This window comes from Stakelama flava, from assembly GCF_019351405.1.
Taxonomy (GTDB): Bacteria; Pseudomonadota; Alphaproteobacteria; order Sphingomonadales; family Sphingomonadaceae; genus Sphingomonas; species Sphingomonas flava_A.
This window is the reverse complement of sequence record NZ_JAHWZX010000001.1, coordinates 125,429-145,224: the sequence shown is the minus strand read 5'-3', so window position 1 is coordinate 145,224 and position 19,796 is coordinate 125,429. Positions and strand designations below refer to the sequence as shown.

The 19,796-nt window shown below is 62.8% G+C and carries 17 protein-coding genes, 1 tRNA gene and 1 other RNA gene; 9 read left to right on the top strand and 10 right to left on the bottom strand.

Annotation, left to right across the window (positions count from 1 at the left end; genetic code table 11):
• Positions 1–76: 76 nt before the first annotated feature.
• On the bottom strand, positions 77–2,101 hold the full coding sequence (locus KY084_RS00660) for a 3-hydroxyacyl-CoA dehydrogenase NAD-binding domain-containing protein (protein ID WP_219236506.1): 2,025 nt from the start codon (positions 2,099–2,101) through the stop codon (positions 77–79).
• 39 nt (positions 2,102–2,140) lie between these two features.
• Positions 2,141–3,361, bottom strand: coding sequence for a serine hydrolase domain-containing protein (locus tag KY084_RS00655; protein ID WP_219236505.1), 1,221 nt, complete (start codon positions 3,359–3,361; stop codon positions 2,141–2,143).
• Positions 3,362–3,559: 198 nt separating this feature from the next.
• Here KY084_RS00655 and KY084_RS00650 point away from each other — a divergent pair, with 198 nt between their 5' ends.
• Positions 3,560–5,257, top strand: coding sequence for a class I adenylate-forming enzyme family protein (locus KY084_RS00650; RefSeq protein WP_219236756.1), 1,698 nt, complete (start codon positions 3,560–3,562; stop codon positions 5,255–5,257).
• A 45-nt stretch (positions 5,258–5,302) separates the two neighbouring features.
• On the opposite strand, the gene glpK is transcribed toward KY084_RS00650, so the two are convergent.
• Positions 5,303–6,775 (bottom strand): glycerol kinase GlpK, encoded by a 1,473-nt coding sequence (gene glpK / locus KY084_RS00645; protein ID WP_219236504.1) that lies wholly within the window; start codon positions 6,773–6,775, stop codon positions 5,303–5,305.
• 207 nt (positions 6,776–6,982) lie between these two features.
• Here glpK and KY084_RS00640 point away from each other — a divergent pair, with 207 nt between their 5' ends.
• Together KY084_RS00640 and KY084_RS00635 are read left to right on the top strand one after the other, a co-directional pair.
• Positions 6,983–8,158, top strand: coding sequence for an AI-2E family transporter (locus KY084_RS00640; RefSeq protein WP_246586785.1), 1,176 nt, complete (start codon positions 6,983–6,985; stop codon positions 8,156–8,158).
• Between the two features lie 43 nt (positions 8,159–8,201).
• Positions 8,202–8,278 (top strand) — tRNA-Asp (locus KY084_RS00635).
• Positions 8,279–8,329: 51 nt separating this feature from the next.
• Here KY084_RS00635 and KY084_RS00630 read toward each other — a convergent pair.
• The 5 genes from KY084_RS00630 to KY084_RS00610 all read right to left on the bottom strand — a co-directional run bounded on the left by KY084_RS00630 (position 8,330) and on the right by KY084_RS00610 (position 9,815).
• Positions 8,330–8,539, bottom strand: coding sequence for a DUF2842 domain-containing protein (locus KY084_RS00630; RefSeq protein WP_219236755.1), 210 nt, complete (start codon positions 8,537–8,539; stop codon positions 8,330–8,332).
• Positions 8,539–9,102 (bottom strand): 5-formyltetrahydrofolate cyclo-ligase, encoded by a 564-nt coding sequence (locus tag KY084_RS00625; RefSeq protein ID WP_343227919.1) that lies wholly within the window; start codon positions 9,100–9,102, stop codon positions 8,539–8,541. The genes KY084_RS00630 and KY084_RS00625 overlap by 1 nt, the downstream gene beginning before the upstream one ends.
• 31 nt (positions 9,103–9,133) lie before the next feature.
• Positions 9,134–9,291, bottom strand: a non-coding RNA gene (ssrS, locus tag KY084_RS00620) — 6S RNA.
• Positions 9,292–9,303: 12 nt separating this feature from the next.
• Entirely contained in the window at positions 9,304–9,606 is a 303-nt protein-coding gene (gene zapA / locus KY084_RS00615) for a cell division protein ZapA (RefSeq protein ID WP_219236501.1), read from the bottom strand.
• A complete protein-coding gene (locus KY084_RS00610) occupies positions 9,606–9,815 on the bottom strand; it encodes a hypothetical protein (protein ID WP_219236500.1) in 210 nt (69 codons plus the stop codon). The genes zapA and KY084_RS00610 overlap by 1 nt, the downstream gene beginning before the upstream one ends.
• A gap of 140 nt (positions 9,816–9,955) precedes the next feature.
• Here KY084_RS00610 and tkt point away from each other — a divergent pair, with 140 nt between their 5' ends.
• The 5 genes from tkt (at position 9,956) to KY084_RS00585 (ending at position 16,591) form a co-directional block, all read left to right on the top strand.
• Positions 9,956–11,935 (top strand): transketolase, encoded by a 1,980-nt coding sequence (tkt, locus tag KY084_RS00605; RefSeq protein ID WP_219236499.1) that lies wholly within the window; start codon positions 9,956–9,958, stop codon positions 11,933–11,935.
• 24 nt (positions 11,936–11,959) lie between these two features.
• Complete coding sequence (gene gap / locus KY084_RS00600) at positions 11,960–12,964, top strand: type I glyceraldehyde-3-phosphate dehydrogenase (protein WP_246586751.1); 1,005 nt, start codon at positions 11,960–11,962, stop codon at positions 12,962–12,964.
• Between the two features lie 2 nt (positions 12,965–12,966).
• On the top strand, positions 12,967–13,425 hold the full coding sequence (locus tag KY084_RS00595; protein WP_219236498.1) for an MOSC domain-containing protein: 459 nt from the start codon (positions 12,967–12,969) through the stop codon (positions 13,423–13,425).
• On the top strand, positions 13,422–14,612 hold the full coding sequence (locus KY084_RS00590) for a phosphoglycerate kinase (RefSeq protein WP_219236497.1): 1,191 nt from the start codon (positions 13,422–13,424) through the stop codon (positions 14,610–14,612). The genes KY084_RS00595 and KY084_RS00590 overlap by 4 nt, the downstream gene beginning before the upstream one ends.
• A 188-nt stretch (positions 14,613–14,800) precedes the next feature.
• Positions 14,801–16,591 (top strand): methyl-accepting chemotaxis protein, encoded by a 1,791-nt coding sequence (locus KY084_RS00585; protein ID WP_246586750.1) that lies wholly within the window; start codon positions 14,801–14,803, stop codon positions 16,589–16,591.
• 36 nt (positions 16,592–16,627) lie between these two features.
• Here KY084_RS00585 and KY084_RS00580 read toward each other — a convergent pair whose 3' ends face one another.
• Positions 16,628–17,818, bottom strand: a complete 1,191-nt coding sequence (locus KY084_RS00580; RefSeq protein ID WP_219236496.1) for an MFS transporter — start codon at positions 17,816–17,818, stop codon at positions 16,628–16,630.
• Positions 17,819–17,958: 140 nt separating this feature from the next.
• Between KY084_RS00580 and KY084_RS00575 the strand changes: the two genes are divergently transcribed.
• Positions 17,959–18,846, top strand: a complete 888-nt coding sequence (locus tag KY084_RS00575; RefSeq protein WP_219236495.1) for a fructose bisphosphate aldolase — start codon at positions 17,959–17,961, stop codon at positions 18,844–18,846.
• 61 nt (positions 18,847–18,907) lie between these two features.
• Here the strand turns inward: KY084_RS00575 and KY084_RS00570 are convergent, their stop codons facing one another.
• Entirely contained in the window at positions 18,908–19,732 is an 825-nt protein-coding gene (locus tag KY084_RS00570) for an alpha/beta fold hydrolase (RefSeq protein ID WP_219236494.1), read from the bottom strand.
• Positions 19,733–19,796: the final 64 nt, after the last annotated feature.

Genomic DNA, 19,796 nt, shown 5'->3' with positions numbered 1-19,796 from the left:
CGGTATCGTTCGGGGCCAGCCCCCTCCACCATGCCGCTACGCGCCATGGCCCACCTCCCCGCAAGCGGGGAAGATTTTAGTTGAACTTCTCGCCCTTTTCCGCCTTGTCCTTCAGCAGCTTCGACACGGTGAAGCCGTGCTTTTCGAGCGCGTCGACGATTGGCTTCAGGCCGACGGTATCGGCCCAGAACATCGGCCCGCCGCGATAGACGGGCCAGCCATAGCCGTAGATCCAGACCACATCGATATCGCTCGCGCGCTGCGCCTTGCCCTCTTCAAGGATCAGCGCACCTTCATTGACCATGGGGTACAAGGTGCGCTCGACGATTTCCTGATCCGAAACCTCGTGCTGCGGTGTGCCGGTCTTTGCGCGCCATTCGTCGATAATCTCCATCACGCGCGGCGAAGGCGAGGGATTGCGCTTTTCGTCATAGTCGTAAAAGCCCGCGCCCTTTTTCTGGCCCCAACGCTCCTCTGCACAGAGCGCGTCGCGAACGTCCTCGATCCGGTTGGGGTCGCGGTGCCAGCCGATATCGACACCGGCGAGGTCGGCCATCTGGAACGGTCCCATCGGCATGCCGAATTCGACATGCACCTTGTCGATCTGACTGGGCGTCGCGCCTTCCATCAGCAGCTTATTGGCTTCGACCTGACGCGGCATCAGCATGCGGTTGCCGATAAAGCCGTGGCACACGCCGGCGACCACCGCCACTTTTCTGATTTTCTTCGCCAGCGCCATTACGGTCGCCAGCACGTCCTTATCGGTCTTGTCGCCGCGAACGACCTCAAGCAGTTTCATGACATTGGCGGGCGAGAAGAAGTGCATCCCCACCACATCGCCGGGGCGTGAGGTGCTGGCGGCGATTTCGTTGATGTCGAGATAGCTGGTGTTCGAAGCGAGGATCGCACCGGACTTCGCAAGTTTGTCGAGCCGCCCGAAAATCTCCTTCTTCACGTCCATATTCTCATACACCGCCTCGATGATGAGGTCGCATTCGCCAAGCGCGTCGAAGTCGAGCGTCGGGGTGAGCAGGCCCATCGCCTTTTCGACCTGATCGCTGGTGATCCGGCCCTTCTTCGCAGTATTTTCGTAATTTTTGCGCATCACGCCAGTGCCGCGGTCGAGCGCTTCCTGGCTCATCTCGACGATGGTGACGGGAATGCCCGCCGAAAGGAAGTTCATCGAAATGCCGCCGCCCATCGTGCCCGCGCCGATGACGCCAACGCGTTTGATGTCGCGCTTTTGAATGTCGTCGGGAACATCGTCGATCTTCGACGCCTTGCGTTCGGCGAAGAAGATGTGGCGCTGCGCCGCCGACTGCGTTCCCATGATGAGCTTCATAAAGCTCTGGCGTTCGCGCTCCGCACCCTCTTGAAACGGTTTGTCATAGGTGGATTCGATGACCTGAATGATCTCTTCGGGAGCTTCGAAGCCACGGAATTTGCGCGCGTTGGCCTTGCGAAAAGCGTCGAACACGCCGGCTTCGGCATTGGCGGTCATCTGGCTGGTGACGGGGAGGGGACGTTTGTCCGCAACGTCGTTCGCGAAGGCGATCGCATCGTCGGTCAGGCTGTCTTCATCGGCCAGCTTGTCGACGATGCCATATTCCTTCGCCTGTTTGGCTGAGATGGGGCTGCCCTTGGTCGCCATTTCGAGCGCGACCTCCACTCCGGCAAGGCGCGGCAGGCGCTGCGTGCCGCCCGCACCGGGCAGGATGCCCAGTTTCACTTCGGGAAGACCCAATTTCGCGGAGGGGACGGCAACGCGATAGTGGCAACCAAGCGCGACTTCGAACCCGCCGCCCAGCGCGGTGCCGTGAACCGCGGCGATGACCGGCTTTTCACACGCTTCGATCATGTTGACCACGGTGGGAAGGCCCGGCTCCTGCAATGGTTTGCCGAATTCAGTGATGTCCGCGCCGGCGAAGAAGGTGCGCCCGTCGCAGCGGATCACGACCGCCTTTACCGTGCTGTCGCCCTGTGCTTCCTTGATCCCGGCTTCCAGTCCGGCGCGCACGTCGAAGCCGAGCGCGTTCACCGGCGGATTGTTCGCGGTGATGACGAGGATATCGCCCTTTCGTTCGGTGGTGACTGCGGACATGTGGTTCTTCTCCTTGATGGTCTGGGGTTCGCGCGGCGGTCAGGCGAGCGCCGAATAGATCAGCGTCTTCAATTCGCGGCGAATTGGGTAGGTGTTCGACGGGCTGAACTGCGTCATGAAGACCATGTGCAGCCGCTCGACAGGGTCGATGAAAAAGGCGGTCGAGAACATGCCGCCCCAATAATATTCGCCCGCCGATCCGGGGATCATCGTCTTCGCCACGTCCTGATTGACCGCGAAGCCGAGGCCGAAGCCGGTCCCGGCATTCGCCGCTTCGCTAAACAGCGAGCGCGACAGGGTGGCGAGGTCCGATTTTCCCGGCAGATGGTTCATCGTCATCAACTCGATGGTCTTGCGTCCGACGATCCGGGTGCCGTCCAGCGTGCCGCCGTTCAGGCACATGGCGCAGAAGCGATGATAGTCGAGCGCGGTGGAAACCAGGCCGCCGCCGCCCGAAAGCTGGGTGGGCGGTTTCAGCCAGGCCGATGTCTCGCCCCGATCATACATCACCCGGCCTTTGCCCGGAGCGAGCGCGTAGCAGTCGGTCAGCCGGTGCGCCTTTTCGGCCGGCACCTGGAAAAAAGTATCGTCCATGCCGAGCGGCGCAAGGATGTTTTCGCGGAACACCTCGTCCAGCGGCTTGTCGGCGAGCCGCTGGATCACCGCGCCGAGCACATCGGTGGACACCGAATAATTCCACGCTTCGCCGGGAGAGAATTCGAGCGGGAGCTTGCCCAGTTCGGCGACCATTTCATCGAGCGTCAGATCGCCGAACCAGTCGTCCAGCTTTTTCGCGCGATAGGCGGCGTCGATATTGGAACGGTTCTGGAAGCTGTAGGTGAGGCCTGAAGTATGGCGCAAAAGGTCGATCATCCGCATCGGCTGCGCCGGGCGCTTCGTCATAAACGGAGCACTGCCGCCGCCGCCGTCATATACGCCGACATGCTCCAGTTCGGGCAAGACGCGATGAACCGGCGTGTCGAGGGCAACCTTGCCGCGTTCGACCAGCTGCATGAACGCGATCGACGTAATCGGCTTCGTCATCGAAGCAATACGGAACAGCGAGGATTTGTCGATCTTCGCGCCCTCTTCGCGCGCCGGTCCCTGATGCGAGAAATGTGCGATCCGGCCGTTTCGTGCGATCAGCAGCTGGGCATGCGGAAGCAGGCCGGTGTCGAGATAACGGCTTTTGATAAAAGCGGGAATGCGCGCCAGCGCTTCGTCATCAAATCCAGCGTCTGCGGGATCGCGTTCTGCCATTCGTCGCTCCATACCCTTGTTTCGAACCGTTGGTTTCGCGGTGAGTTTACGCCTTCGATTTCCTATTGCCTTGAGCGGCGCTCGAATCAAGAATAACGTTTACGAACACGAACAAAAATACCAAACCCGACATTCAATACCGGAGAGTTTGCCTTGGGCACCCAACCGCTTGTCGCACTTCCCCCCGATTGGCCGAAGATGACCCTGGCCGAGGTTGACGCGGCGCTCACCGCGCCGGGATCGAAGTTTGAGATCGAGACGATTGATATTCGAGGCGTGCCAACGCGCGTATGGAAGAACGCACCGCCCAGCCTTGCGTTGCTGGCGCAGGCGGCGCGCACATTCGGACAGCGGACCTTCACCGTCTATCGTGACGAGCGCGTGAGTTATGAAGCGAATTACCGCGCCACGGCGGTACTGGCCGAAAAACTGCGGGCTCTGGGTGTGGGAAAGGGCGATCGGGTCGCGCTCGCCATGCGCAACCTGCCTGAATGGCCGATGGCGTTTTTCGCCATCGTCAGCCTGGGCGCGATTGTGGTGCCGCTCAACGCGTGGTGGACCGGAAGCGAACTGGAATATGGCATCGCTGATTCAGGCGCGCGTGTTCTGATCTGCGACGCCGGGCGCCATGCGCGGCTTACCGAGCATTATGGCGACCTTCCCGAATTGAAGGACGTGATCGTCACGCGCTGGGAAGAGCCGCTTTCGGGGCGTTTCCACCGGCTGGAGGACATTGTCGGCGCTACCGGTGACTGGGCGGCGCTGCCCGATACGCCATTCCCGCAAGCGGAAATCGCGCCGGATGACGATGCGACGATCTTCTACACCAGCGGCACGACCGGCAATCCGAAGGGCGCGCTGGGCACGCATCGCAACATCACGACCAATATCCTGTCGAGCGGCTATACCAGCGCGCGGGCGTTCCTGCGCAGGGGCGAAATGCCGCCCGACCCCGAACCCAGGGTATCGTTGCTGGTCATACCATTATTCCATGTAACGGCATGCAGCGCGGGATTGATGGCGGCAATCGCGACGGGGTCGAGCGTCGTCTTCATGCACAAATGGGACGTGGTCGAAGCGATGCAGATCATTGAGCGTGAAAAGGTGTCCTTCACCGGCGGTGTGCCGACCATTGCCTGGCAATTGCTGGAACATCCCGACCGGGCGAAATATGATCTCTCCTCGCTCGACACTATCTCCTATGGCGGCGCGCCCTCGGCCCCCGATCTGGTGCGTAAAATTCATGAAGAGTTCGGCGCGCTTCCCGGCAATGGCTGGGGGATGACCGAAACGATGGCGACGGTTACCCAGCATGGCGGCGAGGATTATCTCAATCGACCGACGAGCTGCGGCCCGCCGGTTCCGGTGGCCGAGCTGAAAATCCTGTCGGAAGACGGCGTACGCGAAATGCCCGCGGGCAAGACCGGCGAACTATGGGCCAAGGGGCCGATGGTGGTGAAGGGATATTGGAACAAACCGCAGGCAAGCGCGGAAACCTTCGTCGACGGGTGGGTGCGCACCGGCGATATCGCGCGGCTGGACGAAGAGGGGTTCTGCTACATCGTCGATCGCGCCAAGGACATTATCATCCGCGGCGGCGAAAACATCTTTTCTTCCGAGGTGGAGGACGTGCTGTACGCCCATCCTTCGGTCACCGATGCGGCGCTGATCGGCATTCCGCACCGCACGCTGGGCGAGGAGCCGGCGGCGGTGGTGCATCTGGCACCCGGCAGCAGTGCGAGCGAAGCCGAATTGCAACAATGGGTTCGCGACCATCTGGCCGCGTTCAAGGTGCCGGTGGCGATCCGTTTCGTGGACACCATCCTGCCGCGTAATGCCAATGGCAAGATCATGAAACGCGACCTGAAGGCGCTGTTCGCGGCGGAGGCAGCTTAGCGGCGGACGCCCACGCGTTCAGCGGCGAGCCGCCGTGCAGGCGCGTCAGTCGTGCGCGTCGCCGATGACGCTGTGCACGGCGAGGTGCCAGCCGTCGAGTCGCTTTTGCCGCGCGGCCTTGCCCAGTTGCGGTTCGAACTGATCGACCGCGCCGCGCATCGCCGCGGCATCCTCCAGCGTGTCGAACCAGCCGCAACCGACCCCGGCCAGCATGGCGGCGCCGAGCGCGGTGGTTTCGGTGAAGCGCGGCCGCTCCACCGGCAGGTTGACGATGTCGGCAAGGTCCTGCGCCATCCAGTTGTTGGCAACCATCCCGCCGTCGATGCGCAGCCGCGCCCAATTGGTCTTGTCCGACGCGAAGGCGGTTTTCAGGTCCTGGGTCTGCAGCGCCATCGCCTCCAGCGCGGCACGCACGATATGCGCGCGCGTCGTCGAAAAGCTGAGTCCCGAAATCGTTCCGCGCGCATCGGCCTCCCACCAGGGGGCGCCGATTCCGGCCAGTGCCGGTACGACATAGACGCCGCCATTGTCGGGAACGGCATTGGCCAGATCCTCGGTCTCCGCCGCGACATCGATCATGCCGACCGAATCGCGAAGCCACTGGATAAGGCTGCCCGCCACGAAGATCGACCCTTCCAGCGCATAGGTTCGCTGCCCGTTCAGTTGCCAGGCGATGGTGGAAAGCAGGCGGTTGCGCGATTTGGGCGGGGTGTTGCCGGTATTGGTCAGCACGAACGCGCCGGTTCCATACGTCCCCTTGGTATCGCCGCGTTCGAAACATGCCTGTCCGATCAGCGCCGACTGCTGATCGCCGGCAAGGCCGCAGATCGGAATTTCGCCGCCAAGCAGGCTGGTCGTGCCGAACCGGCCCGCGCAGTCAACGATCTGCGGCAAGGCGCTGCGCGGCGCGCGAAACATCGCCAGCAGGCCATCGTCCCAGCTGCCGCTGCCCAGCGCCATCAACAGCGTGCGCGACGCGTTGGTGGCATCGGTAATGTGCAGCCCACCGGTCAGTTTCCACACCAGCCAGCTTTCGATCGTGCCGATGGCGAGATTGTCGCCCGCTTCGGCGAGTTGCGGCCAGTTTTCCATCGCCCAGGCGATTTTCGATCCCGAAAAATACGGATCGAGCAGCAGCCCGGTCCGCGCCTGTACGGTTGTTTCCTCCCCGCCCTGACGCATCTTGCGGCACATCGCGGCGCTGCGCCGGTCCTGCCAGACAATGGCGGGGGCCAGCGGCTCTCCGGTAGCCTTGTCCCAGAACACGATCGTTTCGCGCTGATTGGTGATGCCGATCGCGGCGATCCGGTCCGGGCCGCCGACCGCTTCGATGGCCCCGCGCGCGCATGCCAGCGTCTTTTCCCAGATTTCGCCCGCATCATGTTCAACCCGGCCCGGTTCGGGATAGTGCTGGGTGAGATTGGCCGAGCGGGTTTCCACGGCCGCGCCGGAAGGATCGAAAAGCATCGCGCGGGTCGAGGTCGTGCCCTCGTCAAGCACAAGGATCAGATCAGCCATGCCCTCTTGCCTAGGGCCTGAGGGCGCAATCGGCAACGGCTGGCATCGGTCGCGACGCGCGGGATTATCAGCGCCGCGAAAAGCCGCTAGATGCAAGGTCATGATTCACAGGGGGTTCGCTTGAACGATCAGCCGGTTTCGGACCGCGAGGCACAGGAGGCGGTGGGCACGGACACGCCGACAGCGGCGAATCCGCCGCGTGGCGGGCTGTTGCGTCCACGCGGGCAGACCGGCCAGGCTGAGCTGGACGATGAACTTCGCCGCGACCGGTTGCTCGCCGGACTGACGCTGATCGCCGGGCTGGGGCTTATCATCGCGCTGCCCTTCGCCCTGAAGGCCGGATCCGAATTCTTCCTGCCGCTTACCGCCGCGCTTGTCATCGCGATCGCGCTGGTGCCGGTGCTCGAATGGCTTGAGCGCCATCGCCTGCCGTCACCGGCGGCGGCGCTGATATGCGTCCTGTTATTCCTGATCGCGGCAAACGTGGCGCTGGCGTCGATCGTCGTCCCCGCCTGGGGATGGGCGCAAATCCTGCCCGAACGCATCGACCAGATTCAGGCCAATATCTCCCCGTTGATCGATTTTTATTCGAATCTGCAGAATTTCGTGAACAAGCTGATCCGCAACGTGGCCAGCGCGCCGCCGGTGCCCGAAACCTCGCTCGCCGCCGCTCAGCCGCCGCGATCGCTGTTCGATCTGTTCACTACCTCCGCGCCCTCCGCGCTGCTGGAGATGTTTTTTGCGATCCTGATCATCTTCTTCTTCCTGTCGGGATGGACCCGGCTGCGCAGAAAGGCGATCACCAGCCGGTCGAGCTTCGACGGCGCGATGGCGACCGCGCGCGTCATTCAGGACGTTGTCGACGACACCTCCGCCTATATCGGAACGATAACGGTCATCAACCTATCGCTTGGCCTGATCGTCGCGGGGGCGCTGGGGGCAATCGGAATGCCGACGCCGCTGATGTGGGGCGGGATCGTCGCACTGCTCAACTATATCCCCTATCTGGGGCCGATCGTCGCGGCGATCCTGATCGCGGTCGGCGGTCTGATGACCTTTACCGATCTTTGGTGGGCGCTGCTTCCCGCCGCAGTGATGGTGGGCGCGCACCTGATCGAGGCGAATCTGATCACCCCGACGATCGTCGGACACCGATTGACCATCAATCCCATCCTGATTCTGATTTCGCTGAGCTTCTGGGGCTGGGTATGGGGCACGCCGGGCGCGCTGCTGGCGGTTCCGCTGCTGATTATCATCCAGACCGTGGTGGAAGCGGCGGGAAGCCCGGATATCGCAGGATTCCTGTTCGAGCACGGCACGCTGGTCAACGATCCGGCGCGTGAGGAAAACAATGTTTCGGGGTCATCGCCTTATTCTGGTTGACACCCCGGAATCCCCCCAGTATCAGCCGCCTCCTCGCTAGAGAGCGGGTGTAGCTCAGTTGGTTAGAGCGCCGGCCTGTCACGCCGGAGGTCGCGGGTTCGAGTCCCGTCACTCGCGCCATTTTCCGTCGGATTTCGGCATGGAAAATGGTCGCGATTTGGCTGGCGGCGGCTATTCGCGCCAGCGACCGGTTTCCATCCAGCGAAGCAATGGTTTCAGCGGCGCGATCCACATAATTCCTGTTACGAAATAGATGAGCGCCTGTAGCGGCCAGGCCAGCGCGGCAATTTGCGACGAGAAGCTGGCCACCAGAATCACCCATGCTACGATCAGCGCGAGAATGGCGAACATGCCTGCTGGTTTGCGCCATGTCGGTTGCATCATATCTCCGCCGGTTCGAACAAACCGCGTTCGGTAATCACGGCGTGGAGCGGCACGTCCCATGGATCGACGGGAATGGTATCGACCTGTTGAACCGACCATGCCAGCCCGATGCGCAGCGCGTTCGGGTGCGCAGCAAAGGCGCGATCGTAAAAACCTCCGCCTTGCCCCAACCGGTTGCGCCGGTCATCGAACCCTACCAGCGGCGTCAGGATGATATCGGGGGCAAGTTCTGGCGCGCTCATCGGGGGTTGTTCGATGCCCAGCGCGTTGGTTTCCAGCGGATCGCACGGTTCCCAGCCGAGGAACAGCATCGGCTTTTTCATGCTCTCGACATGGGGCAGCGCGATTCGCGCGCCGCGATTCAGGCACGCGCCGATCAGGCCCCGGCAATCCGCCTCGAACCGCTGGGGCAGATACCCGGCGACGATCGTTTCGGCATTGATATGCGCCGCCAGCCTGTCGGAAAGCGGGATCGGCGCGGCGTTGCCCGCCGCCACGAAGGCGCGGCGGCGCGCGCGCAGTTCGGTGCGCAGCCGATATTTGGGTTCGGCAGCGTTCACCGGACGACGGGATGACGAAAGGCGGGAAGGTGACGGGACCGCCATGGCCGTTTGCCTGAATATCCTCTGACGCCAGTAACGTCAGGTGGGCGCCGTGTGCATCGGGCCAGGGCCCGAACAGGGACAGCTCCCTTGGATGTCTCTATCGCCTCAGGGATAATCGCTAAGGCTCGTACCGGGCAGTTCCCGTCGCCCGATGATTTAGGATGCCGCGTCATCGTCCTCAAGTACCGACGCGACCGATTCGAGGCGCTCGGCCAGCCGGACGAGCAATTCAGGCGACAGGCCTTGCGGTGGATTGCGCTCCATTTCGGTCAGTTCGTCGGCAAGGATCAGCGCGATCAGCAGCAGGACGCGTTCCGGCGAACCATTGCCCGACGCGCGAACCGCGGTATCCGAATGGCGCTCCAGCCGTTCGGCAAGGTGGCGCAGATGCGCTTCCTCGCCATCGCGGCACGCGACGATATGGGTTCGCCCGGCGACCTGTAGCGAGACTTCGGCCATCAGGGCTGGTCTTCCCGATCATCGTCGTGCGCCTGACGCAGAATCAGCGAATCGAGCGCTTCGATCGCCGTTTCCACACGCTGGCGCAGCGTTTCGTGGCGTCTGCGGATGCGGTCGATATCGAAGGCACGCGCGTTCGCCGCCTTCTCAATCCGTGCGAGGGCCGCTTCGATACGCTCGACCCCGATGTGCAAGTGGCCGTCGGACATGGATAAAAGGGATAGGCATGTCCGCGCCGCTGGGCAAGCGCCGCGCGGCGGTTGACGAAGCGGACCCTGCGTCCCAAAGGCGTCGCACCATTTGATTCGCTGGCGCCACCCATCCGCGCGCCGCGGCCAGGGAGAGCAGAATGAGCGTTTCCGACACCGATCTCGCCAACGCCATCCGGGCCTTGTCGATGGACGCGGTAGAGGCGGCCAATTCGGGCCATCCCGGCATGCCGATGGGCATGGCGGACGTCGCGACCGTCCTGTTCACCAAATATCTGAAGTTCGATCCGGCCGATCCGCACTGGGCCGATCGCGATCGCTTCGTGCTGTCGGCGGGGCATGGATCGATGCTGATCTATTCGCTGCTCCACCTGACCGGCTATGCCCGGCCGACGATCGAAGATATCCGCAATTTCCGCCAGGTCGGGTCGCCCTGCGCGGGGCATCCGGAGAATTTCGAACTGCCCGGCGTCGAATGCACCACCGGGCCGCTGGGGCAGGGGCTGGCCATGTCGGTCGGCATGGCGATGGCGGAGCGTCATTTGAACGCCGTGTTCGGCGATGACCTTGTCGATCATCGCACCTGGGTGATCGCCGGCGACGGGTGCCTGATGGAAGGCATCAACCACGAGGCGATCGGGCTTGCCGGACATCTGAAACTCGCGCGCCTGAACGTGCTGTGGGACGATAACCGGATCACCATCGACGGGTCGGTCGATAAATCGTCGAGCGAGGATGTCGTCGCCCGCTATGCGGCGACCGGATGGCACACGGTCGAGTGCGACGGGCACGACATGGCGGACATTGCGCGCGCGATGGAGGCAGCGATGGCGGCCGATGCGCCGTCGCTGATCCGGTGCCGCACGATCATCGGCAAGGGCGCGCCGAACAAGCAGGGCACGGCCGCGACGCACGGCGCTGCACTCGGCGCAGAGGAAGTCGCCGCCGCGCGCAAGGAGCTGGGCTGGCAACATGCGCCGTTCGACATTCCCGATGCCGTGCGCACGGCATGGCTGTCCGCCGGCAGCCGCGCTTCCGATCTTCATAATGGGTGGAAGGATCGGCTTACAAGCCATTCGGAAGCCGCCGAATTCAAGCGACGGATGGCGGGCGTCCTGCCCGATGGTTTCAGCCTCGACGCATATGTGAAGGGGCTGCTCGCCGAACCCAAAAAGGTAGCCACGCGTAAGGCGTCCGAAATGGCGCTGGAGGCGGTCAACGCGGCGCTTCCCGAAACGATCGGCGGATCGGCGGACCTTACAGGATCGAACAATACGCTGACCAAGGGACTGGGGACGTTCGAGCCAGCCGATTACAGTGGGCGCTATGTCTATTACGGCATCCGCGAATTCGGCATGGGCGCGGCGATGAACGGCATGGCGTTGCACGGCGGCGTCATTCCCTATGGCGGCACTTTCCTGGTATTTTCCGATTATGCGCGACCCGCCATCCGGCTGTCGGCGCTGCAACGCGCGCGTGTCGCCTATGTGATGACGCATGATTCGATCGGGCTGGGCGAGGACGGGCCGACGCATCAGCCGATCGAGCATATGATGAGCCTGCGCGTCATTCCCAATCTCGACACCTATCGCCCGTGCGACACGATCGAGACGGCGGAATGCTGGGAACTGGCGATGTCGCGCAAGGAGGGTCCGTCTCTGCTCGCGCTGTCGCGACAGAATCTGCCGCAGCTTCGCGAGGAGGCAAGCGAGAATCGCACCGCGCGCGGCGCGTATCGCCTGCGTGCGGCAAAAGGCGAACGCCGGGTGATCCTGATCGCCACCGGGTCTGAGGTCGAGGTCGCGGTAACCGTTCGCGAGCGGCTTGAAGCGCGCGGGATCGGTGCCGATGTAGTGTCCATGCCCTGCTGGTCGCGTTTCGACGCACAATCCGCCGAATATCGCGAGGATATTCTGCCCGACGTTGCACCCGATACGATTCTGCGCGTTTCGATCGAGGCGGGAACGACGATGGGCTGGGAACGCTACACCATGGTGAACGGCCTGCGTTTCGGGCTTGACCGCTACGGCGCGTCCGGCCCGGCGTCGCGGCTGTACGAACATTTCGAACTGACGCCCGATCATATCGAGGCACGGATTATCGCCACGCTGGGCGAGTGAGAATTCAAGCGACAGGAGACAATCATGACGAAGGTTGCGATCAACGGTTTCGGACGCATCGGCCGCCTGGTGGCGCGGGCCATTTTGGAGCGCGCCGATAGCGGGCTGGAACTGGTGACGATCAACGATCTGGCCGATGCCGAATCGAATGCCTGGCTGTTCAGCCGCGACAGCGTTCACGGTCGCTATCCCGGTGAGGTGAAAGCCGAAGGCAACGACCTCGTCATCGACGGCAAGCGAATCAAGGTGACGGCGGAGCGCGACCCGGCGAACCTGCCGCACGCCGAAAACGGCGTCGAACTGGTACTCGAATGCACCGGTTTCTTTACCAAGCGTGCCGATGCGCAGAAGCATATCGATGCGGGCGCGAAAAAGGTGCTGATTTCCGCGCCGGGCAAGGACGTGGACCTGACCGTCGTCTATGGCGTCAACCATGACAAGCTGACCGCCGACCACGCAATCGTTTCTAACGCGTCGTGCACGACCAACTGCCTTGCGCCGGTCGCCAAGGTGCTGAACGATGCGATCGGCATCGAGCGCGGGCTTATGACGACGATCCACGCCTATACCAACGATCAGAAGATCCTCGACCAGATTCACAAGGATCTTCGCCGCGCCCGTGCAGCAGGCATGTCGATGATCCCGACGACCACCGGTGCCGCCCGTGCGGTGGGTGAGGTGTTGCCCGAACTGAAGGGCAAGCTGGACGGGTCGGCGGTCCGTGTGCCGACGCCCGACGGCAGCCTGGTCGACCTGACCTTTCAGCCGAAGCGCGACACGAGCGTCGAGGAAGTCAACAAGCTGCTGAAGGAAGCCGCCGACGGTCCGCTCAACGGCGTATTGCACTTCACTGACGAACCGCTGGTATCGATCGACATCGTGCATACGCCGTACAGCTCGACCGTCGACAGCCTTGAGACCGCGGTGATCGACGGCAAGCTGGTCCGCGTGGTCAGCTGGTACGACAATGAATGGGGCTTTTCCAACCGTATGGTCGATACGGCCGGTGCGATGGCGAAGCTGGGCTGACGATGGCGGCCCGGCTTGCAGGGATAGCCCGGCACGCCCGGCCGCGCGGGCCGATGGAAGTGCTCGACCACGTCGCCGTCACCATCGACGGCGGCGTGGCGGGTGATTTTCGCGGCACCGCAAAACCCGGCAGCAAGCGCAAGCGGCAGGTCACGCTGATCGAAGCGAAGGACTGGGTCGCGGCGATGCGCGAAACCGGGCACGACATCGCCTGGCAGGAACGCCGGGCGAATCTGCTGGTCGAGGATTTCGACCTGCCGCAACGGGTTGGCGCGCGATTGCAAATCGGCGAGCGCCTGATCCTGGAAATCACCGGCGAATGTGATCCGTGCAGCCGCATGGAGGAAATTGCCAAGGGGTTGAAAGCGGCGCTGGAACCCGATTGGCGGGGCGGCGCGCTGGCGCGGGTGATCGAGGGCGGCGATATAGGCGTGGGCGACGAAATAAGGATGATCGAATGAATCGCGGTTTCAAGACACTCGACGATATTGGCGACATCAACGGCAAGCGAGCGCTGGTTCGCGAGGACCTGAACGTTCCCATGGCCGATGGCGAAGTCACCGACGACACGCGGTTGAAGGCCACTGTCGCTACCGTCACCGAACTGGCCGATGCCGGGGCGAAGGTTGTCGTGCTCGCGCATTTCGGCCGGCCAAAGGGGCAGCGCAATCCCGAAATGTCGCTGGCGATGGTAACGAAGCCCTATGAAGCGGTGCTGGGCCGTCCGGTTCGTTTCATCGACTGGGACGGCGCGGCCGAGGCGATCGACATGATGGCGCCGGGGGATATCGCGGTGTTGGAAAACACGCGTTTTCTGGCGGGTGAGGAAAAGAATGACGGCGCGCTGGCCGATGAATGGGCGAAGCTGGGCGACCTGTATGTAAACGACGCCTTTTCCGCCGCGCATCGCGCACATGTTTCGACCGAGGGGTTGGCGCATCGGCTGCCCGCTTTTGCCGGTCGTGCGATGCAGGCCGAACTAGACGCGCTGGAAAAGGCGCTCGGCGACCCGAAACGTCCCGTCGCTGCAGTGGTCGGCGGAGCGAAGGTTTCGACCAAGCTGGATGTCCTGAAAAATCTGGTCGGTCGCGTCGATCATCTGATCATCGGCGGGGGCATGGCGAATACGTTTCTGGCCGCGCGCGGAGTCGATGTCGGCAAGAGCCTGTGCGAGCATGATCTGACCGATACCGCCGATGCAATCATGGACGCCGCGGACACGGCGGGTTGCACGGTTCACCTTCCCTATGACGTGGTCGTCGCCAAGGAGTTCAGGCCGAACCCCGAAACGCGCACCGTCAATGTTCATGAGGTCGGTGCGGAGGAAATGATCCTCGATATCGGACCAGCCGCGACCGAAGCGCTCGCCGATGTACTCAAAACCTGTCACACGCTGGTGTGGAACGGGCCGCTGGGCGCGTTCGAAACGCCGCCTTTCGATGTTGCGACGGTAACGCTTGCCCAAACGGCGGCGGCGCTGACCAAGGAAGGATCGCTGACGTCGGTCGCGGGCGGCGGCGATACCGTCGCCGCGCTGAACAAGGCCGGTGTTGGCGACGACTTTACCTTCGTATCGACCGCAGGTGGCGCATTCCTCGAATGGATGGAGGGCAAGGAACTGCCTGGCGTGGCGGCATTGCATGATTAACGCGCTATTGTAGATAACCGATGAAGACGCAGTATTGTTACGTAGCGCTACTCTTCCCGTCGAGTGCGCTCATCCATAATGAACTGAAATAGCGTTCAGTTTTTCCGGAATACTTTCGGCCTATCTATAAATGGACTTTGGCGGACACGGGGGGTGGCCGCCGGGGACCGTTTATAGCGGGGCGGGAAATGCTGAAATCCTTACCGATACCGAAGAAACTGGCGCTGGCCTTTTTGACGGTGATGGCTGCTGCATTATGTACGCTTGCCTTCATCTATGTCGCATCGTCACGCGTTTCCAGTCTGACCGAAGTCAACGATCGCATTGATCATGAACAGGCACTGTCGGCCAAAGTGGAAAATTCACTTTTGCTGGCCGTTGCCAATCTGCGCGGTTTCGCGATGACCAAGGACCCGGCCGAAGCCGCTGCCTTCAAGCGCAACATGGCCAGTTTCCATGCTGCCGTGAACGAATTGCGGCCGCTACTGAAAGAACCGGATGACGCGCAATTGCTCGAAAAAACGGTCGCCGAGGCTGAGCGCTGGGAGCGGCAGGACGCGACGCCGATACTGGCGCAGATGAGTTCGGCCGAGCGCACGCGCGCGGACGATCTGCTTCGCCGTGCGCAGGGATCGGCAACGGTGCGCAATCTGGTCGCGGGGGCGGAAACACTGCGCAAACAGAAATATGACGCGGTTCAGGGCAGCCTTGAAAAAATGCACAAGGCCGCAGTGGCCGAGGAATGGGCGGTATGGGTCGGCGCGATCGTCATGATCGCGGTCGCGATGGGCCTGTGGCGGCTGCTGTGCGGCCTGCTGGGTCAGCCGGTCGTCAAACTGACCGAAGTGATGCGTACGCTGGCCGGCGGCAACAATAATGTCGACGTGCCCGATGCCGAGCGTGGCGACGAACTGGGATCGATGGCCAAGGCGGTGCTGGTGTTCCGCGATACGGCGCAGGCGAAAGAGGCGGCCGACAAGGCGAAGGCGAAGGCCGACGCCGAACAGCTGATGGTGGTCGACACGCTGAAGGACCGGCTGGGCCGGATCGCCGATGGTGACCTGACCGCATCGATCGACGCGGACTTCCCGACCGATTACCGCGAGGTGAAGGAGAATTTCAACAAGGCGCTAGCCAGCCTGTGCGAACTGATCGGCACGGTAATCTATAGCAGCGCCACGATCCGCGGCAGTTCAGGGGAAGTGGCGGACGCGTCCGAAGACCTGGCTCGGCGCACCGAAACCAATGCTGCCAGCCTGGAACAGACTTCCGCCGCGCTCAGCCAGATGAACGACCGGGTGAAGGCGACCGCCAATGCTGCGGGAGGCACGGCGCAAAGCGCGGGCGATGCGTTGACTGCCGTGGAAAGCGGCCGGGGGGTGACCGACGGCGCGGTGACTGCGATGGCGCGCGTCGCGGAACAGGCAAAGGGCATCGACGATGTGATCGAGGGCCTCGACAAGATCGCGTTCCAGACCCGCGTGCTCGCGATGAACGCTGCGGTCGAAGCGGGCCGGGCGGGTGAAGCGGGGCAGGGCTTCGCGGTGGTCGCCGATCTGGTGTCCGCGCTGGCCATGCGTGCCGAGGAAGAGGCAAGCCGCGCGCGCGAACAGCTTTCCGCCACTCGCGAGGAGATCGGCAGCGCGGTCGATGCGGTGCAGCATGTCGATGATGCGCTGAAATCGATTTGCGACGGCGTGAACAATGTGCACCGTCTGGTCGCCTCGATCGCGCAGGATAATCAGGCGCAGGCCGATGCAGTGAACGAGATCAGCGACGTGATCGAACAGATGGGTCATTCGACTCAGCAGAACGCGGCTATGGTCGAGGAAAGCTCGGCCGCCGCACGGACTCTGGCGGGAGAGGTGGCGGTGCTGGCCGATCAGACGGCGCGGTTCACGATTCCGTCAAAGCGTACACAGCCCAGGCGTGCCGCCGCCCGGAACATGGATGCGCCTGCAATGGCCGCGGCGCATTGATATCGGGGCGGGCAAATGTTCCTTTCTGTCAAAGAATTACCCTGGATTACTCGCACCTTTATCGAAGAAGAGAAAGACGAGCAGCGTCACGCCACCGATTCCCGCCCCGGCAAGCGCGCTCGCGGTCCAGCCGACCATTTCGAATGTGGCTGAACCGACCAGCGATCCGGACGCGCCCACGGTGAACATCGCGGTCATATAGGCCGCGTTTACTCGGGCGCGCGCTTCGCTCGACAGTGCGAAGATGATCTTTTGCCCGGTGATCTGGTTGAGCTGAACAGCGGCGTCGATCAGGATCGCGGCGATGACGAAGGCTATAACGCTTCCGGCGGCGGCGAGATCGGCGCCGATGAAGCCCAGCGTGAGGATCGCCAGCGCGCCAAGCGTCGTCCACCAGATCAACCCGCGATCGGCAAGGTTGCCCGCGATCGGTGCGGCGAGCGCCCCGCCGGCTCCTGCAAGCGCGAACCAGGCCACTTGCTGCTGATCGAACCCCATATGATGCAGTAGTTCGAGCGGTGCCGCCGTCCAGAACAGGTTGAAGGCAGCGAACAGTGCGGCCTGGTAAAAGGCGCGCAATCGCAACGCCCGGTGGCGGCGAAACTGTTCCCAGACCGATGCGATGATCCTGCCATAGCCAAGTTTCGCGTCGGGCAATCGCTGCGGACAAAAGGCGAACAGCAGCACGCCGATCGCCGCAGTGATCCCTGCCGAAATGAGAAAGACCGCGCGCCATCCGATCATATGCGCGCAAAAGCTGGCCAGCGGGCGCGAAAGCATGATGCCGAACAGCAGTCCGCTCATGATCGTGCCGATGACGCGCCCCTGCCGTTCCGGGCGGGCGAGATGGGTGGCGAGCGGCAGCACCACCTGCGCTCCCGTCGCGCAGATGCCGGTTATGAGTGAAGCGATAAGAAACGTGGCAGGGCCGCCAGACAGTGCGATTGCGAGGCAGCCTATGACCGTGCCGATCACCGAAAGCAGCGCCAGCCGCTTGTTTTCGAACAGATCGCCCAGCGGTACGAACAGGATCAGCCCCACGCCATAACCGAGCTGGGTCAGCGTCGTGATTGTCCCGGCGATGCGCGGCGACAGGCCGATTTCCGGTGCGATCGTGTCGATCAGCGTCTGCGCATAATACAGGTTCGCCACCATCGCGCCGCATGCCGCAGCCATCAGCAACAGCAGCGGGCGGGGCAGGCCGGTGGGGTGTGCTTCATGCTTCATTCGTGTGCCCAAGCGGTAAAGCGTCATCTTTGCAACCGTTGTGAACGATCACCCGGCCCGGACGGGGCGTTGCGTGATTGCGGCGCGCGCCAGCGCTGGATAACAAGGTCACCGACCGGTGATAAACATGGGGGCAATCGATGCAGGACGCGGAAATGAAGAACAAGATCGCGCAAGGGAAGGGCTTTATCGCCGCGCTCGATCAAAGCGGCGGTTCGACGCCAAAGGCGCTTCGCGGCTATGGCGTGGAAGAAAGCGAATATTCGAACGATGAAGAGATGTTCGCGCTGATCCACGAAATGCGCAGCCGCATCATCACCTCGCCGGTGTTCACTGGTGAAAAGATTCTCGGCGCGATCCTGTTCGAACGAACGATGGACGGCACCGTTGGCGGAAAGCCGACGCCCAGCGCGCTGAAGGACAAGGGTATCGTACCCTTTATCAAGATCGACAAGGGGCTGGAGGCGGAGGACAAGGGCGTCCAGCTGATGAAGCCGATGCCCGAACTCGACAAGCTGCTCAGCCGGGCGAAGGGGCTTGGCGTTTTCGGCACCAAGGAGCGGTCGGTCATCAACCTTGCCAACCGCGAAGGCATCGCCGCCGTGGTTGCGCAACAGTTCGAAGTCGCGCGGCAGGTGCTCGATTACGGACTGATGCCGATCATCGAACCCGAAGTGAATATCAAAAGCATTGAACGCGCCGACGCCGATTCGATCCTGCGCGACGAAATTCTTGCGGCGCTGGAGGCCATGCCGGATGGCGAGCAGGTGATGCTGAAGCTGTCGATTCCGGCAGAGCCGCGATTGTATGACGACTTGATCGACCATCCCCATGTGCTTCGCGTGGTGGCGTTGTCGGGCGGGTTTTCACGTGCCGAGGCATGCGCCGAACTTGCCAAAAATCCGGGCATGATCGCCAGTTTCAGCCGGGCACTGCTCGCCGAGTTGCGCGCCCAGATGAGCGATGCCGAATTCGACGCCGCGCTTGGCGAAGCGATCGACGAAATCTACGCGGCGTCGACCAAGTAAAGCACGCTGTGCCTCAGGCGGCTTTTGCGATTGGAAGCGGAAAAGCCGCCTGAGCGTCGAGTCAGGTTTTAAGGAAGGTGAGAAGGTCGCTCGTCAGCTTGCCGCCATCGGTCGCGAACAGGCCGTGCGGCGATCCTTCATATTCCCTCAGCGTTGCGGTGGGCACGGCGTCGGCCACCGCGCGGCCGGTGGCCTCGATCGGCACCGTATTGTCCCCGGTGCCGTGAATGACCAGCGTCGGCAGCGTGAAGGCCGAAAGGTCGGGGCGGAAATCGGTGGTTGCAAAGGCCTTCGCCGCCTGCAGCGTCGGGATCAGCCCGGCCTGCATGCACAGCCCCCATGCCCAGTCGAGATATGCGTCGCTGACGGGACTGTTGAGCATCCCCACACCAAAAAAGTCCTTCAGGAAGGACCGAAAGAAATCGGGCCGATCGTTTTTCATCCCCGCCGTCATCTCGTCGAACACTGATTGTTCGACGCCGTCGGGATTGTCGGCGGTTTTGAGCATGTACGGCACGACCGAGGAAATCAGCGCGACGCTGCGCAGCTTGTCAGGGCCATGGCGTGAGAGATACCGCGCCACTTCGCCGCCGCCCATCGAAAAACCGACAAGCGAGGCATCCGATTCGACCCCGCGCGCCGCCATCACCTCGGCCAGATCGTCGGCGAAGCGATCATAGTCATATCCGCCGGGCGGCTGCGAGGAACGGCCGAAACCGCGCCGGTCATAGGCGATGACTCGCATGCCCGCGTTCGACAGAGCGAGAATCTGATCGTCCCAGCTATCGGCGTTCAACGGCCAGCCATGGATCAGGATCAACGGGCGACCCTGTCCCGCCTCTTTTACATAAAGTTGCGCACCATCGGACGTTTCCACCATTGCCATAGCCATTGCTCCTTTCGCCGCGACAACGCGTCGGCACGCAGCCGGGTCCGGCACGCCGACCGAT

Excerpts from the sequence above, each read along its gene's own strand:
- KY084_RS00660 (WP_219236506.1), bottom strand. The coding sequence starts at position 2,101 with ATGTCCGCAGTCACCACCGAACGAAAGGGCGATATCCTCGTCATCACC.
- KY084_RS00655 (WP_219236505.1), bottom strand. The coding sequence starts at position 3,361 with ATGGCAGAACGCGATCCCGCAGACGCTGGATTTGATGACGAAGCGCTG.
- KY084_RS00650 (WP_219236756.1), top strand. The coding sequence starts at position 3,560 with ATGACCCTGGCCGAGGTTGACGCGGCGCTCACCGCGCCGGGATCGAAG.
- glpK (WP_219236504.1), bottom strand. The coding sequence starts at position 6,775 with ATGGCTGATCTGATCCTTGTGCTTGACGAGGGCACGACCTCGACCCGC.
- KY084_RS00630 (WP_219236755.1), bottom strand. The coding sequence starts at position 8,539 with ATGCAACCGACATGGCGCAAACCAGCAGGCATGTTCGCCATTCTCGCG.
- zapA (WP_219236501.1), bottom strand. The coding sequence starts at position 9,606 with ATGGCCGAAGTCTCGCTACAGGTCGCCGGGCGAACCCATATCGTCGCG.
- KY084_RS00610 (WP_219236500.1), bottom strand. The coding sequence starts at position 9,815 with ATGTCCGACGGCCACTTGCACATCGGGGTCGAGCGTATCGAAGCGGCC.
- tkt (WP_219236499.1), top strand. The coding sequence starts at position 9,956 with ATGAGCGTTTCCGACACCGATCTCGCCAACGCCATCCGGGCCTTGTCG.
- gap (WP_246586751.1), top strand. The coding sequence starts at position 11,960 with ATGACGAAGGTTGCGATCAACGGTTTCGGACGCATCGGCCGCCTGGTG.
- KY084_RS00595 (WP_219236498.1), top strand. The coding sequence starts at position 12,967 with ATGGCGGCCCGGCTTGCAGGGATAGCCCGGCACGCCCGGCCGCGCGGG.
- KY084_RS00590 (WP_219236497.1), top strand. The coding sequence starts at position 13,422 with ATGAATCGCGGTTTCAAGACACTCGACGATATTGGCGACATCAACGGC.
- KY084_RS00585 (WP_246586750.1), top strand. The coding sequence starts at position 14,801 with ATGCTGAAATCCTTACCGATACCGAAGAAACTGGCGCTGGCCTTTTTG.
- KY084_RS00580 (WP_219236496.1), bottom strand. The coding sequence starts at position 17,818 with ATGAAGCATGAAGCACACCCCACCGGCCTGCCCCGCCCGCTGCTGTTG.
- KY084_RS00575 (WP_219236495.1), top strand. The coding sequence starts at position 17,959 with ATGCAGGACGCGGAAATGAAGAACAAGATCGCGCAAGGGAAGGGCTTT.
- KY084_RS00570 (WP_219236494.1), bottom strand. The coding sequence starts at position 19,732 with ATGGCAATGGTGGAAACGTCCGATGGTGCGCAACTTTATGTAAAAGAG.